Here is a 14,980-nt window from a genome sequence, read left to right on the forward strand (position 1 = left end):
CTTCGACAGACGCTGATGTTTACTTTTCCGGTTGACATAATCTGACTCCTCCAAGCTGTTTCCTCAATATTTCTGCAGTTCCATGAGCCAGTCTGGCATAATTACTGCTGCAGTACAGAACATCATCCAACTTTGAAATGCGCATAGAAAACCATGTCTCCAGAACCTCCTCAATGGGAATATAAAAGATGCCACAGTAATATAGGGCTGGTTTATTCATTCCCTCCAGATTGTTATTTTTAAAGACAGCTTCCATACCATTTCCGAATATCAACTTATTTCCATCTTTCCAGATGACTTCTGCCCTTTCACCGCCCCCTGATATCTGCACCTCCACTGGAAATACTTTATCTAACAGAGTAATCGGAGCATACACTGCCCGCTGATGATTACAGTCACTTTCAAGGGCCATATGGACCGGAGAGTTTGTCTGGGGCTGTATATACATTACCCGGGCATTACTCTCTTCTGCCATTGAAATACATCCTTCCTGGCACCATACTTTTTCTGAGCCCACCGCCAGAACAAACGCCTTATGGCACATTGGTTCAGAAAATGGTTTAAGCTCTACAATTTCTTTCTCTTTCCGGCAATAACGTGAATAACAGTAATCCCAGAATATCTGTGGCAATTCCACTGTCTCCTTATGAGGAACGTCCTTTACCTCATAAAATATCACATCCGCACAGCCTGTATATCTTGCCATGTTATGCTTTCCCCAGATATATACTTCCGGAATTGTACATGTCCGGTTAGCCTTTAGCCAAAAAGAACGGTTCAGTTCATTTAATTCATCTCTCACTTCATAAGGATTTTCTTCCCAGTTTTCTCCGCCGTTTAAAACATCCTTTTCTCCGCGCATCTGAATAACAGGCAGTACAACAGATGTATCCTTTAAAAATTCTTTTCCCGACGGACCCGATATAAAACCTGCCGCTGCAAGCAGTTCACCTTTACTCTGTGCAAAGGCCTGCGTCATCACATCACCATTACTAAACCCCTGCATATATATTCTTTCTGTGTCAATGGCGTACTTTTCGCATATCCGGTAAATTAATCTCTCGAGATACAATATGTCTCTCTCATCACAAAGCCAGTGTTCAAACAGCAGGGAATTGGGGTAAACAACTATAAACTCTTCTTTTTCCGCGACGAAATGCCATCCCGTCTTAGCTGCTGTTCTTCTCCCGTCAAGCAAACCGCCGTGTATTTCGATTACCAACGGCAGCTTTTTGGAACCATTGTAGGAAGAAGGTATATATTCATACCAGCAATTCATCATGCCTTCTATCAACGATTCTTTGCATTCTATCAGATTATCCGGTCCTGGTATTCTTATCTCACTTTCCATCACTCTGCTTCGTGCCGGCTCCGGAATCATTTCTTTAAATATCATAATATACCCTCTTCCTCAACTGTTATTTAATCTTAATTAACTGCGGTGTCAATTGATTTACCGATTCTATTCCGATATTCATATCCGATATATTTTTTTGTGTATAGAAAAATGTAGACGGCATAAAGACCGGACATACCAGACAATGCTTCACACAAATCAACTCCTGCAGTTTGTCTGTGCAGACTTTAATGTCTTCCTGACTGGTAGCCGCTTTTCCTTCATTTATTAATTCAACTATTTCCGGAACCGGCTCCAATGAGCTGCAGAAGAAAAATGGATGCTCTCCAAATGTATCATTAAATCCATTGATCTCCTGTCCTGAACCAGATGTCCACATAGCAATTCCGTCCCAGCCTCCGCCGCCGACAACAGCCTGGTCAAATACAGATTGTTCCACACTGTTCATCTCAATAGTAAATCCGGCTTTTTCCAGAACTCCCTGCATAATTGTTGCCAGTTCCACATCTGATGCCGGATAGGTAAGCGGCAATGTGATTCCATCCTCATATCCTGCTTCTGCCAGTAATTCTTTACATTTCTCAATATCATACTGATAGGTCTCCAAATTATCATTATAGGACCAAAAACCCTTGGCGCTAAACTGGTCAGCCATGGGATATTTTCCTCCCGATACTGCCTGTATAACTTCTTCCCTGTTTACTGCATGGCAAACGGCTTCTCTGACCTTTACATCCTGAAGCGGACCTTCATCCAATGTATTGAATATTAATCCCCGCAGCATTCCTCCTACAACAGGATTTTCCGAAACACACGGATAACCGGCCGCGTCAAGAGTCTCTGCTTCATTTATACCCGGTGATATCACATCAAGCTCACCTGCCATAAAGGCTGACAGACGCGCCTGTGCATCTTCGATCAACTTAAACTCCACACCATCGATATAAGGCCCTTCGCCCCAATAATTGTCCTGTCTTACCAGACTGATCTTCTCTCCGGCATCCCAACTGTCAAACAAAAACGGACCTGTACCTACTGGTTTTTTCTGGAATCCGTCCTCTCCCAATTCTTCAAACGCCTGAGATGACATCATAAACAAACCGCCAATCTGGTTGACACCGCTGCTGTTCCATTCAGAATAAGTAATCACCACTGTCTTGGGATCAACCGCTTCCACTGATTCTATTGCCCCAAGACTTGCCTTAACCTCCTGAACATATTCAATATTCCACTTCACATTCTCCGCATCTAAGGTGGAACCGTCGCTGTACTTAATACCATCTTTCAAACGGACCGTCAGCGTCATATCTTCCGGATTTTCTATAAATTCTTCAGCCAGAAACGGTTCCATTTGTCCTGCTTTATCCAGACGTCCCAAGCGCTCCATAACAAAAGACGCCAAAATATAACTATCCAGGAAGGATATGTCCGTAGACAAGAATCCTGTTGGCTCCATACTCATAGACATTCTCAGAATACCGCCTGTTTCCTCTTCCTTCACAGTGCTTTCATCGCCCGCACTGCTTTTATCTTGGGTTTCTTCCGGCACCTTTTCCTTTGCTCCGCATCCTGCCATCAGTGATGCCGCCAAAGCAATTACTGTTAACCATGTAATACCTTTTTTGCCTTTCCTCATCTCATATTTCCTCCTTTAATTTTTTTATCTGATTACACAGCACGAAATGACCTTCCGTATACTCTTTCATCTGCATACTGTGTTCACATTCCTTTGTGGCTTTCGGACACCGTGGCCTGAAACCGCATCCCCGTATTTCTAATGCTCCGTCTGATACCTCGCCTTGTATCCTGATTGTTTTCCGCTCTTTTTCCACAACTGGATCAGGGATGGGAATTGCTGAAAGAAGGGCCTGCGTGTATGGGTGCAGCGGGTTTCTATATAACTCTTCACATGGCGCAATTTCCACGATTTTTCCCAGATACATAACTGCGATCCTGTCACTGATATGCTTTACCACAGAGAGGTCGTGAGCAATAAATATGTAGGTCAACTGCAATTTATCAGCCAGTTCCTCCAACAGATTAATGATCTGTGCCTGAATGGAAACATCCAAAGCTGATATAGGTTCATCACAGAGAATAAACTCAGGGTTGGAAGCCAAAGCCCTGGCAATACCCAGCCGCTGTCTCTGTCCCCCGGAAAACTCATGTGCCACACGGTCTTTTAATGCCGGATCTAAATTCACCATCCGAAAAAGCTCATCCACCCGATTTGCATACGCCTCCGGAGTAGATACAAGCTTATGTATTTTCAGGGGCTCCCCCACAATGCTTCCGGCTGTCTGCCTGGGGTCAAGTGAACTGAAAGGATCCTGAAAAATGCAGGAGATCTGAGCGCGGAGCCCCTTCATCTCCCTCTCCTTCAGAGGAATGATATCTTTTCCCCGAAATAAGATTTTACCCTCATTTGCCTGATAAATCTTAAGTATACACTTGGCCAGAGTAGACTTTCCGCATCCGCTTTCTCCTACCAGCCCAAGAATCTCACCTTTTTTTATAGTAAGTGAAACATCATCCACAGCCTTAAATACCTCACCGCCCCCTTTTAAAAAACCTCCGGATTTTTTAAAAGATTTTGTGACATGCTGTAATTCCAACAGCTTTTCTTCCTTTATGATGCCGTGGTGATGTCTTTTCAAAGTACGCTTTTCAAAATTTTTCTCAGCCTCATCAAGTTCCTCTGCTTCCAGGTGACATGCCGCAAAATGTCCTTTGTCTGTCTCATGTAATACCGGTTTGTTTTTCTCTCTGCAGTCTCTCCCTGCATATTTGCACCGCGGCTCAAATGCGCAATATGCCGATTTATCAGCCAGATCCGGAGGAAGCCCGTCAATAGGCTCTAACACCCGCTCTTTATCGTCGTCAAGGCGCGGAATAGCTTTTAGCAGTCCCCGGGTATAAGGGTGAGACGGGTGAGCAAATATCTGCTGTGTATCCCCCGATTCCAGTATCTCACCGGCATACATTACATAAATTCGCTGTGCATACCTTGCTACGATTCCCAGGTTATGAGTCACTATTATAAGCGAAGAGTGATAACGCTTCACCAGCTCTTTCATCATCTCTAAGAGCTGAGCCTGAGTGGTTACGTCCAGGGCTGTAGTCGCTTCATCTGCAATCAGGATATCCGCTCCTGCAGCAAGAGCAATTGCAATCATAATCCTTTGTCTCATTCCTCCGCTGAACTGATGCGGGTATTCATCTTTTCTAATCTTCTCATTTTTAATCCCTACATCCCGCAGCAATTGAAGTGTCCTCTCTTCTGCCTCCTGATTCGTCATTTTATGATGTAACAGAATACATTCCTTTATCTGCTCTCCCACCCGGAGCACAGGATTGAGACTGGTCATGGGTTCCTGAAAAATCATGCTGATACGTCCGCCTCTGATTTTTCGCATCTCTTCACTGTCTGCGGGGTATTTGAGAATGTCCTGTCCATCTAAAAGGACTTCTCCGGCCATGATTCTGCCAGGTTTTCTAATCAGCTGTAAGATACTCATCTGTGTAACAGATTTACCGCTCCCGCTTTCACCGACGATACTGATAATCTCACCTCTGTCTACATGAAAGGAAACCCCATCCACGGCCCGTACAGTCTGTCCGTCAACCTCAAAACCTGTACAGAGATTTTTTACTTCTAAAATTCTCTCTTCCATTTTCGCCTCCTAATGCTGTCCCCGCAAACGCGGGTCCATAGCGTCCCGGATACCATCCCCCAGAATATTTAACGCCATTACCAGTAAAACAATGAAAATTCCCGGTGCAATGGAATATACTGGATTTGTCAGCAAATATTGTCTTCCCTCATTTATCAGTCCGCCCCAGGTTGCTGTTGGCGGGTCAATTCCCAATCCCAGGAAGCTGAGTCCCGCTTCTCCCAAGATCGTGCCGCCAACACTTTGTGTCATAAACACCAGAATAGGTGAAAAGCCATTGGGAAGCATATGAAAAAACATCAGTCTTCCCGGAGAGGCCCCTATTACTCTGCCTGCTGTAATAAAGTCCTGTTCTTTAATAGCCATTACCTGACCTCTCAGCATTCGTATATAACCCGGTATCGCTCCTACTGACATCAGAAAAGTCAGATTCCATAAACCATTGCCTAAAACGGCTGCCAGCGCCAACGCCAATACCACCTGAGGAATGGCAAACATCATATCTGTTATCCTCATCACTACCGTATCCAGCCAGCCGCCAAAATAACCTATTATCATCCCGATTGTACTTCCAATCACAAATGCGATCAGAACTGACCCCACTCCAACTATTAAAGAAATTCTGGAACCATATATGATACGGGATAAGATATCCCGGCCATATTTATCTGTGCCGAATAGATGTTCACTGCTGATTCCCTGTAAGGTATGCATCAGATCCTGTTCATAAGGGTCATAAGGTGCCAGCAGCGGAGCCAAAACTGCCATCACAAGAAATACAAGAACTACCACAAAACTGACCATCACTATCTTTCTGGAAAACAGGGTATCCATAAATCTTCTAAACTTACTCTTTCTCACACCACCACCTCATTTCACGCGAATTCTCGGGTCAACCAATCCATAAACAATATCAACAGCCATATTTGCCATACAGATGACTGCCGCCATAATGAATACGCAGGCCTGCACTACCGGAATATCCCTGTTGCCAATGGCGGATACCAGCAAATTTCCCATCCCCGGTATGGAAAACACTGTTTCGATAATTGGAGAACCGCCGAAGATAAATCCAATACCAATTCCCATCAATGTGATAACAGGTATCAAGGCATTTCTGATTGCGTGTTTTCTTATAATATCTTTTTCTTTCATCCCTTTCGCTCTGGCTGTTCTGATATAATCCTGGTTCACAACCTCCAGCATAGAGGACCTGGTCTGTCTTGTCATGACACTGAGCGAAGTCAGCACTCCTACTAAAATCGGCATGATCAACTGTCTGATACTGAGCGCAAAGTCTTCCCACGGCCATGTAAATCCCATAGTCGGCAGTATCTGCAGCTTAACTGCCAGAAAATAAACCAGAATAATGCCAATCCAGAATCCAGGAACACAGGCAAAAATATTAGAAAAAACAGTAATAAAATTGTCCACTTTGCTTCCTCTTCGCACAGCTGAAATGATTCCCATCCAGATTCCCAGAGAAGTGCTGATCGTCATCACGATTACATTTATAAAAAAAGTAATCGGCAGTCGTTTTGCCAGCAATTCTACCACAGGTACTTTATAATAAATAGACCTGCCAAAATCCCCCTGAACCAATCCTGAAAGCCATTCACCATACCGCACCAGAAAAGGCTTATCCAGTCCCAATTCCTTATATACCCGTTCATACTGTTCCGGTCTGATCTTATTTCCGAGTATAGCGTAAACCGGGTCCCCCGGAATCAGATCCAGAAGAAGATAAACAAAAAATGTCACCAGAAAAAGGACAACCAGCATCTGTCCAAAACGCTTTAAAAAATATTTCCCCATTTTCCCTTCCTCTCTTTTCTTTATTCATTCTCCAGTTCCATGAGACGCCTGCCTTCTTCCAAAAAAGGCGCAAGCAATTCATACTGTTCCCAAAGATAATCCTGTCTTATTTCCCATTCCCTGTCAATGACCATGATTTTCCTGCATCTTCTGTCGTATGCCGGCCATTTTGGTATTCTCTCATGCCATGGATTCCCATTTCTGATAAAGGCTGCCCAGGCCCCCATTAACTTCTCCGACAAAGAAATCTCTTCTTCATCCTCTTCAATATTTCCAAATATATATGGATTCATGGCGCCATGACCAGCCCGACAATGCTTTTTGTGATCATATTTGCTGAAGTAAAATACATATACATCTGTATGTACGCAAAATGCCTCCGCTAATATCAGACCAGGGACTCTGAGATATAAGTCTGACTGCAAATCCATATAAACTTCTTTTTCGGGCATGTTAACTGCCAGATTTAAATATTTTTCGATTATTTCAGGATGCCCCATAAGTTTTCCCTGATTCAGCAAGGTAACCTTCTGCCTTGTCTCATCACTGCTCAGCCCAATAAACATCTGGTCATACTCGCCCTGGCTTGTCCCCAGCATGACAGGTATTTCAGGAAATTTCCTTTTTATTGCATCTGCAAACGGATCTTCACTGACTACCATACCATCCGCCACCGGCGAAAACAATTTTCCTTCTTTTCCAGGCAATTTCGCCATATACAGTTGTTTCTGGGCCTCTAAAATCTCCTGCGGTGATAGTTCCAACAATTGTTTCAATTGTTTTGTTTGACTGATCTGAAAAAAAGTTTCTGCTGCTGCAAGACTTCTTTCTCTGGTTGTAAATCCCAAATCAGGAAAAAAAGAACTTTCACATATGGCTTTATTAAAATATTTTCTGGATTCATCCAAAAGCAAATGATGCGTTATGGCATTTGAACCTGCTGAATGGCCGAACAATGTTACATTTTCCGGATCTCCGCCAAAAGACTCGATATTATCATGTACCCATTTCATTGCCATTCTCTGATCTAACAAGGCAAGATTACAGCTTTCACCATATTCTCCTAAAGAATCAACGGATGACAGATTTAGCGAAGCCAAAATACCCAATCGATAATTTGGCACTACCACCAGAATGTCCGGATTTTTCCTGACCAGTTCTTCTGGTGAATACTCACTTATGTGATTATGCCCGGCAACATAAGAACCGCCATATATCCAGAATAACACTGCTTTTTTCCCTGTTTCTTTATTGCTTAGCCAAATATTCAAATACAGACAGTCTTCACTCATAGCAAGCGGCGCTGTTTTGCTGTTCTCTGTGGAAATAATCTGGATCGGTATCGGGCCGTTTTGATAGGCTTTATAGACACCTTTCATTTTATCTGGCTTTTGCGGCGCTCTCCAGCGGAGATGTCCAACCGGAGGTTTTGCAAAAGGAATCCCCAAAAAACTAATAATCCCTTTTTCATCTGCTCTTCCTTCCCATGTGCCGTCCGCTGACTTCACTACCCTGGTATCATACATGTTTTTTTCACCTACTCCTTTCAGCACAAACGTTTCAGCAAAATTAAAAAAATAAAAAAGCCTTACTGAAACGTTTCAGCTACTAAATAAAAAATACCATACTTTTACCTGAGTTGTCAATGAGCCTTTGCATTTTCGCCAAAATTAATATTTTTCCCATCTCTTTTTTGTGCAACTTTCCCTTTCAATTAGTGTTGTCGGTAACTTTACACATGTCTGTTCCAATACATTGCTATTATTCTTTCCGGACAATATTCGTATCCCCTCCGCTGCCATCTCTTCAATAGGCATATTTGTTACAGTGATTTGCGGATAAGTGCATTTGGAAAATATGGCATTTCCATGAGACATCACCTTCACCTGCCGTCCGATTTCACCTCTGTGAAAGCTCAGCCAATTAACACCGCCTGCCGCCATAATATCCATAAGATAATACAGACCATCCACCTTCGGATAATCCCGGACAGCCTCCATGGCAGCCTTCATTCCGCCCTCTATGGAATACTCATATTCTTTATCCTGAATGTAAACATTCACCCCCAAATCCATACACCGCTGCTGAAAGTTAGTAACTCTCCCTTCCGCATCATCCATGAACTTAACCCGCTGAATGACAACTATTTCTTTACATCCACAGTCAGCCATATGTTCTGCAGCTATTATTCCGATTTTTTCATCATCAATAATCACAGAGTTAAACTTCTCCGATTTTACAAAAACAACCATAGGAATACTAAAATCCTGCTTTTCCGCATATTCCACATCCTTCATATTGACGCCAAGCCAAATGGCTCCGCTGCAATAAGATTTTTTCAGATAATTGCACGCATCTGCCAACGTATGATGATTATAAGGATAAATGACAATCTCAAAGGATAATTTTTCTTTCTCTCTGGCCTCCTGAACCCCGCTCATAAAGCGTTCCAACAGATTAGAATTTGCTCTCTCATTCCACAGCACCGCATACGTCGGACTGAATGCCTGACCAGTCTTCAGTTTCTTCGCCTGCATGTTTGGCCTGTAATTAAGCTCTTCAACTGCTTCCCATACTTTTTTCTGAGTCACTTCTGAGATTCTGATCTGCTCTGCTTTACCGTTTATCACATAGGAAACCGTACTCACCGATACTCCGGCCTTAGCTGCCACATCTTTTATTTTGACCATCGCATTCCCTCCATTCATTTTTCTGCCTACTCATAAAGTATAAGGGAAATTGGAAATAATAACAAGTATCTCCAGCATATAATCATAATAAGGGGCCACTATCTTATTGGTCAGGAAGGAGGCTTGCTTCTTTCCCTGCCTGACCAGAGTGGTGCCTGAAAGTTCAAAAAGCCCCAGCTAACCGCTTGGGCTAATGTTTCACTTATTTGGGGGCATTTTAAAAATGCTTGATACCCCCATTTGATGTATCCTCTGCATTTTTGCTCTCACGTTTTCTTCTTGTCATAATGCCGCCGATCCGGCCTGTCTCTTTGGCAGAAAGACTCTTCCATCCTGACTCCAAAACCTGGTCAAGAAGGCCCAGCTCCTCTGCTATTTCATATTTCAGCATCTCATCACGGGGAATCTTATTCAGATCAATCTTCTCATCATTTTTCTTATTCATGAAAAGTCACACTCCTTTATAAATAATTAAAGTCTCTTTCAAGTATGACCTGTTCTTTTCTTTTTAAACAAATTTGACCAAAAATGTTTATCTGCTCCGTGATATTCCAGATGTTCCCTGTTTCTTTCCCGGTGAAAACGTGTTACCATTCTTTTCGTAACAATTACATAACATTTCCGTAACAATTAAGGAGGTCTCTATGAAACATAAAATATTACCAGGTTTTCTTGCGCTGGCTGTTGTCAGCGCCATGGGAATGGCTCCGGCCACTGTGCAGGCTGCCGGCATTGAAGATGTAAAGCAAAATCTGCAGGGCAAGGGTATCATTGTAGCCGGAAATGTCTCCAATCTGGACGAATTAAAGCAAAAGTTGGAAAGCATGGGAATTGACTGTTCTATCCCCGGCTGGCTGGAATCCCTCTGCCCGGAACTCCCGGGAATCGGACAGCCGGGAGACCCGGATACTCCGGACAACAACCAGCCAGAAAATCCAAGTGTCCCGGATGACAACCAGCCAGAAAATCCGGGCACTCCGGACAATAACCAGCCAGAAAACCCGAGCACTCCGGACGGCAGCCAACCGGAAAATCCGGGTACTCCGGACAACAACCAGCCAGAAAATCCAAGTGTCCCGGATACTGACACAGAAAACGCCAGTTTTGTCCGGCAGGTAGTAAATCTTGTCAACCAGGAGCGTGCCAAAGCTGGCCTGTCACCTGTAACAGCTGACACTTCCATCCAGGCTGCCGCTCAGGTCAGAGCAAAAGAGATTGAGAAGTCCTTCTCACACACCCGTCCTGACGGAAGTTCCTTCAGCACTGCTCTGACCCAGCAGGGTGTCACTTACCGCGGCTCAGGCGAAAACATTGCATGGGGTCAGAAAACCCCGGAACAGGTTATGAACGGCTGGATGAACAGCGATGGCCACAGAGCCAACATCCTCAACAAAAACTTCACAAAAATAGGCGTAGGCTACCACCAGAACGCCTCCGGTACCAATTACTGGACCCAGTTATTCACTTACTAAAACACACACAATCATAAGTACACACCACACATAAAAATACAGAGGCTGCAGTGTTCCCCCACTGCAGCCTCTGTATCTTTATATTTGTCTCTTATCGCTTTTCTTTATTTTGGAATTATAATTGAGGCAATAATGTACGCCACAATTCCGGTCCATACCATTCCAAAGCAGGAAAGGATTACCCATGCAAGCCTCACCAGCGTAGGATCAATATTGAAATACTCCGCAATCCCTCCGCATACTCCTGTCAGCATATAATTTGTAGATGACCTATACAATCTCTTATCAGACATAACCATTCTCCTTTCATCTGAAAACATTTTCTATTTATCTATTCCTGTCACCGGTTCCCGCAAATCAGTCCCCGTTTTCAAATAGTATATCCACACTGCCCATTCCGCACTCTATCTCCAAATATTTCGGAGCATTGCTGTCACCAGTCCTCAGGGAACTGACGCCGCTGTGAGATTCGCTGCCCACATTGACGGACCCTAAGCCACAGTCTATATCTGTGCTGTAATCCTGGCGTTTTCCCGCTAATCTGGCGTTTACCGTGCCCATTCCGCAGTCCAGGGAACCTGTATTGAATTCTATAAAGGCAATATCCATTGTTCCCATACCTGCTCCCAGTTCTGCTTCATCGGCCCTGATGATTCCGGTAGTCTCCGCACTGCCTGCCCCTACATACATAGTAAGCTTTTCTGCCTCTAAATCCTGAACCTCCAACGCTCCTGCCCCGATATGGAGTTCTGCTTCCTCAAACTTTTTGTCTTTCGGAATCTCAATCTGAATCGGATATTTTTCTATAGAACGTCTGCGGTAGGATCTTTCTACGGAGAGCCGGCCGTCATCTTCGTCAAAATTCACCTTATCCTTATTGGAATAGACTCTGACGCGTATCTTATTCTTGTCTGAAGAACGGATCACGGAAACATAAGCATATTTTGTATCCACATCCAGTTCCCTTACCTGGTCTGCGTCAAATTCAAACTCCTTATCCGCTTTTCCTTTCAGCGTATCTTTAATATTGTCGAGAGATTCTGTAAATTCATAATCATTGTCATAACGCATCCAGCTTTTAAAAGGAATCCAGTTAATTCCATTCTCTGCAGCCGTTGCCACCCCTTCCCAGGTAGCCCCCATAACGAGGCCCGATAAAAACAGGGCACCTCCCACAACCGCCAGCACTAATGCTGTGATCAGACAGAATTTCGTAAACTTTTTCATGAATGGTCACCTCCCCTTATTCCTCTGTGCACAATCCTCTGGATCAAATCTATGACCCAGCGGAACACAGCCGGTACCACCTTAACCACAACCAGGACAAATACCAATATCAGCAGAATCCCAATGGCTGACAACATAATTCCCGCACCGGAAAAAGCCAATGCCGCCGCAGGATTCCCCAACATATGAATCAGTGCATAAACCACCATGGCAATACCGCCGCCCAGCAGCCCTACGCCGCATCCCAGGATTCCTGCAAAGATTCCGAGCAAACCAAGCAGCAGTCCGAAAGGTACGCCGAGAATTCCAATACCGATTCCTCCCACCACCGGGACAGCAATGATGACACATATGATAATGATGCCCCACATAAGCCCGCTTCTGTTTCTCTGGTGCTTTGCCGAACCGTAGCCGTGTCTGCTGTAGGGGCCGTTATATCCGTTCCCCTCCTGCTGTCTCTGTTCCTCTTTGTCTGTGTTTTCCTTTTTCGTATCTGCACCTGTGCGTTCCGGCATATCCCTGTCATCAAATATCCCGTCGCTGTATCCGGTCTCCGTGTATTCTCCATACTCCTTGCGGCTCCCTCCCAGGTCGGCCTTGATAATGGCAGCCACCTTGCCGGGACTTCCCAATTCCTGAATGACAGAGGATTCGTTTTCAGCCCCTGCATCATCAAAATAATTATTGTAGAATTCCAGTGCTTCCTCTCTCTCCTGCACCGGAATATCCCAAAGCAGCCGTTCCAGCTGCGCTAAAAATTCCCTTCGACTCATTTTGGTATCCCTCCCTCGAACAATCTGGAAATTTTTGTGGAATAGTTTTTCCACTCTGTCTTATAAAGATTCAGCTGTGCCATACCTCTCTCTGTCAGCTTATAGTATCTTCGGTTCCTGCCCCCGTACTCCTGATCGTAAGTCTCCAGGCATTCATCCTTCTGAAGCCTTCTGAGTACCGGATACAGTGTGGATTCGGATACCTCCAAAACCTGCCGTACATCCTGGGTGATCTTATACCCGTATGTGCCGTCCGCCTCCTTGGAGACAACCGCCAGTACAATTGCATCCAGCAGCGCGGCGCCTGTATTAAAAACCATATGCTCACTTCCTTTTCTATATATAAGCCGTCTGCACTGCCAACGGCCGACGGCCGACTCCCGATATGATACTGTAATGCTTCGGGATATTTAGGATTTGTATAATATTATATTTTTTACAATACTATTTTATATTTAATACTATACGCTATATAATATAGTTTTGTCAATAGTATTATATGAAAAATATTTATTCCAGCTGTTGGGATATGGAAGATTGTATCGCAGCAATGATTTTACCTGTAATTCTCATTCGATATTTCGGCCTTATATGTATTATGGACATATGAAAATTGGTTTTTTTCTCAATTTACCACTAATTTCTCTCACTACGTTCTATTCTATCTGTAATCCTAAAGGCATAAGTCCGCTTTTCTTCCTTTTTTACCTATAAATCCCCACACTTCGTTACACTCTATCTGTATTCCTAAAGGCCCAATCCTGCTTTTCTTCCTTTTTTACCTATAAATCCCCACACCATGTTACACTCTATCTGTATTCCTAAAGGTCCAAACACACTTTTCTTCCATTTTACCTATAAATCCCTACATCATGTCACATGCAATCTGCATTCCTGCAAATTCTCCTGGCTCCTCTCCTGTTCAGGAAATATTCTCATAAAATAATCACTCTTATATATATTCCTAATGTCCTAATTCAAACATCTCCTGATTTTACCATTGCTTTTTCCATACTCACGTTTTCCAACCGGCAATCATTTCTCAGGTTACATTTCACTCCGCACCCAGCAACATACTTCGCAATGCAAAGGTATGGAACATTCTGCTCCATACCATACTGGCTGTCCCGGGATTTTCATGCCTTCGGCCTGAAAACAGCTCGTCAAACAGTGAGCGTGAGCAGCGACTTTCCCAGAACATCATTTACCCGAACCTGTTACTTTTCCTTTTCAAACGTCGGAAAAAGACGTATAATGTAGAAAACAGCACTGTATACAAGCTGCTCAACAGCAATACTGAATATCAAAAAATACGGAGGTAAGAATGAAAAATAAAATAGCAAGGGTAATCGGCGTAATCTGTGTCCTGATACTGGTAATCTTCGGTATTTTCCTGGGACGATACTGGGAGGGGCGCAAATATCAAAAGGCAGATATCTCTGTTTCCGCTATCACTGCCCGTTTGACCCAGGCCAGCGACTTAGCCACAGCGCGCCTGGAATACAGGGGACTTATCCGCTATGAAGCCGGAGAAATCCGTTTTATCACCCAGAAAGGCTTCACCATGATCTACAATGCCCATATCAAGGCAGGCATTGACCTCTCCAAAGCAAAGGTGGACGTATCCGGCGAAACCATCACTGTGACACTTCCAAAGGCAGAGATTCAGGATATCACCATTGACCCTGACAGCCTGGAGTTCTACGATGAGAAAATAGCGCTATTCAATCCTCAGAACAAGGAAGACACCGTAACCGCACTGCAGGCAGCCAAGGAGGACGCAGAAAAAAATGCCGCTGACAGCGAACTGCTGACAACGGCAAATGAACAGGCCCAGCGTCTGATCCAGGAATTGCTCGCACCTGTAACAAAGGACAGTGAAAAGGAATACACCATTGTATTCAACGAACCGTCCGAGAACTGAGCTAATATCAAAAATACATAAAAATGTAAAAACGGGCCGGGAGAATCT

The 14,980-nt window shown here is 44.0% G+C and carries 14 protein-coding genes; 2 read left to right on the forward strand and 12 right to left on the reverse strand.

Features of this window, described 5'->3' with window-relative positions:
• Positions 1-19: 19 nt before the first annotated feature.
• The 8 genes from MUB35_RS15600 to MUB35_RS15635 form a co-directional block, all read right to left on the reverse strand.
• Entirely contained in the window at positions 20-1,396 is a 1,377-nt protein-coding gene (locus tag MUB35_RS15600) for an alpha/beta hydrolase family esterase (RefSeq protein WP_244806458.1), read from the reverse strand.
• A 22-nt stretch (positions 1,397-1,418) separates the two neighbouring features.
• The gene (locus MUB35_RS15605; protein WP_103731919.1) at positions 1,419-2,993 is read right to left on the reverse strand and encodes an ABC transporter substrate-binding protein; all 1,575 of its coding nucleotides are present in this window, start codon (positions 2,991-2,993) and stop codon (positions 1,419-1,421) included.
• A gap of 1 nt (position 2,994) precedes the next feature.
• Positions 2,995-5,031 carry an ABC transporter ATP-binding protein gene (locus MUB35_RS15610; RefSeq protein WP_054352038.1) on the reverse strand — a complete coding sequence of 679 codons (2,037 nt, stop codon included), beginning with the start codon at positions 5,029-5,031 and terminating at the stop codon, positions 2,995-2,997.
• 9 nt (positions 5,032-5,040) lie between these two features.
• Positions 5,041-5,892 carry an ABC transporter permease gene (locus MUB35_RS15615; RefSeq protein WP_033139220.1) on the reverse strand — a complete coding sequence of 284 codons (852 nt, stop codon included), beginning with the start codon at positions 5,890-5,892 and terminating at the stop codon, positions 5,041-5,043.
• Positions 5,893-5,901: 9 nt separating this feature from the next.
• Positions 5,902-6,846, reverse strand: coding sequence for an ABC transporter permease (locus tag MUB35_RS15620; RefSeq protein WP_033139219.1), 945 nt, complete (start codon positions 6,844-6,846; stop codon positions 5,902-5,904).
• A 20-nt stretch (positions 6,847-6,866) separates the two neighbouring features.
• Positions 6,867-8,372: a carboxylesterase/lipase family protein gene (locus tag MUB35_RS15625; RefSeq protein ID WP_244806459.1), complete on the reverse strand. Its 1,506-nt coding sequence runs from the start codon at positions 8,370-8,372 to the stop codon at positions 6,867-6,869.
• A gap of 144 nt (positions 8,373-8,516) precedes the next feature.
• A complete protein-coding gene (locus tag MUB35_RS15630; protein WP_033139217.1) occupies positions 8,517-9,536 on the reverse strand; it encodes a LacI family DNA-binding transcriptional regulator in 1,020 nt (339 codons plus the stop codon).
• A 217-nt stretch (positions 9,537-9,753) separates the two neighbouring features.
• On the reverse strand, positions 9,754-9,981 hold the full coding sequence (locus tag MUB35_RS15635) for a small, acid-soluble spore protein, alpha/beta type (RefSeq protein WP_033139216.1): 228 nt from the start codon (positions 9,979-9,981) through the stop codon (positions 9,754-9,756).
• Positions 9,982-10,180: 199 nt separating this feature from the next.
• Here MUB35_RS15635 and MUB35_RS15640 point away from each other — a divergent pair, with 199 nt between their 5' ends.
• Positions 10,181-11,008 (forward strand): CAP domain-containing protein, encoded by an 828-nt coding sequence (locus MUB35_RS15640; RefSeq protein WP_244806460.1) that lies wholly within the window; start codon positions 10,181-10,183, stop codon positions 11,006-11,008.
• Positions 11,009-11,112: 104 nt separating this feature from the next.
• Here MUB35_RS15640 and MUB35_RS15645 read toward each other — a convergent pair whose 3' ends face one another.
• The 4 genes from MUB35_RS15645 to MUB35_RS15660 form a co-directional block, all read right to left on the reverse strand.
• Positions 11,113-11,301: a PspC domain-containing protein gene (locus MUB35_RS15645; RefSeq protein WP_033139214.1), complete on the reverse strand. Its 189-nt coding sequence runs from the start codon at positions 11,299-11,301 to the stop codon at positions 11,113-11,115.
• Positions 11,302-11,365: 64 nt separating this feature from the next.
• Complete coding sequence (locus MUB35_RS15650) at positions 11,366-12,235, reverse strand: DUF4097 family beta strand repeat-containing protein (RefSeq protein WP_227212252.1); 870 nt, start codon at positions 12,233-12,235, stop codon at positions 11,366-11,368.
• Complete coding sequence (locus MUB35_RS15655; RefSeq protein ID WP_244806461.1) at positions 12,232-13,008, reverse strand: DUF1700 domain-containing protein; 777 nt, start codon at positions 13,006-13,008, stop codon at positions 12,232-12,234. The genes MUB35_RS15650 and MUB35_RS15655 overlap by 4 nt, the downstream gene beginning before the upstream one ends.
• Positions 13,005-13,328 carry a PadR family transcriptional regulator gene (locus MUB35_RS15660; RefSeq protein WP_033139211.1) on the reverse strand — a complete coding sequence of 108 codons (324 nt, stop codon included), beginning with the start codon at positions 13,326-13,328 and terminating at the stop codon, positions 13,005-13,007. Before MUB35_RS15660 ends, MUB35_RS15655 begins: the two co-directional genes overlap by 4 nt.
• Before the next feature lie 1,004 nt (positions 13,329-14,332).
• Here MUB35_RS15660 and MUB35_RS15665 point away from each other — a divergent pair.
• The gene (locus MUB35_RS15665) at positions 14,333-14,932 is read left to right on the forward strand and encodes a DUF4230 domain-containing protein (protein ID WP_103732717.1); all 600 of its coding nucleotides are present in this window, start codon (positions 14,333-14,335) and stop codon (positions 14,930-14,932) included.
• The last annotated feature ends 48 nt before the right edge of the window (positions 14,933-14,980 follow it).

Source organism: Blautia sp. NSJ-175 (genome assembly GCF_022867815.1).
Lineage (GTDB): Bacteria > Bacillota > Clostridia > Lachnospirales > Lachnospiraceae > Blautia > Blautia celeris.

Bases quoted from the DNA above. Each gene is read 5' to 3' on its own strand.
- MUB35_RS15630 (WP_033139217.1), bottom strand. From the start codon at position 9,536: ATGGTCAAAATAAAAGATGTGGCAGCTAAGGCCGGAGTATCGGTGAGT.
- MUB35_RS15665 (WP_103732717.1), top strand. From the start codon at position 14,333: ATGAAAAATAAAATAGCAAGGGTAATCGGCGTAATCTGTGTCCTGATA.
- MUB35_RS15605 (WP_103731919.1), bottom strand. From the start codon at position 2,993: ATGAGGAAAGGCAAAAAAGGTATTACATGGTTAACAGTAATTGCTTTG.
- MUB35_RS15600 (WP_244806458.1), bottom strand. From the start codon at position 1,396: ATGATATTTAAAGAAATGATTCCGGAGCCGGCACGAAGCAGAGTGATG.
- MUB35_RS15610 (WP_054352038.1), bottom strand. From the start codon at position 5,031: ATGGAAGAGAGAATTTTAGAAGTAAAAAATCTCTGTACAGGTTTTGAG.
- MUB35_RS15625 (WP_244806459.1), bottom strand. From the start codon at position 8,372: ATGTATGATACCAGGGTAGTGAAGTCAGCGGACGGCACATGGGAAGGA.
- MUB35_RS15660 (WP_033139211.1), bottom strand. From the start codon at position 13,328: ATGGTTTTTAATACAGGCGCCGCGCTGCTGGATGCAATTGTACTGGCG.
- MUB35_RS15645 (WP_033139214.1), bottom strand. From the start codon at position 11,301: ATGTCTGATAAGAGATTGTATAGGTCATCTACAAATTATATGCTGACA.
- MUB35_RS15650 (WP_227212252.1), bottom strand. From the start codon at position 12,235: ATGAAAAAGTTTACGAAATTCTGTCTGATCACAGCATTAGTGCTGGCG.
- MUB35_RS15655 (WP_244806461.1), bottom strand. From the start codon at position 13,008: ATGAGTCGAAGGGAATTTTTAGCGCAGCTGGAACGGCTGCTTTGGGAT.
- MUB35_RS15620 (WP_033139219.1), bottom strand. From the start codon at position 6,846: ATGGGGAAATATTTTTTAAAGCGTTTTGGACAGATGCTGGTTGTCCTT.
- MUB35_RS15640 (WP_244806460.1), top strand. From the start codon at position 10,181: ATGAAACATAAAATATTACCAGGTTTTCTTGCGCTGGCTGTTGTCAGC.
- MUB35_RS15635 (WP_033139216.1), bottom strand. From the start codon at position 9,981: ATGAATAAGAAAAATGATGAGAAGATTGATCTGAATAAGATTCCCCGT.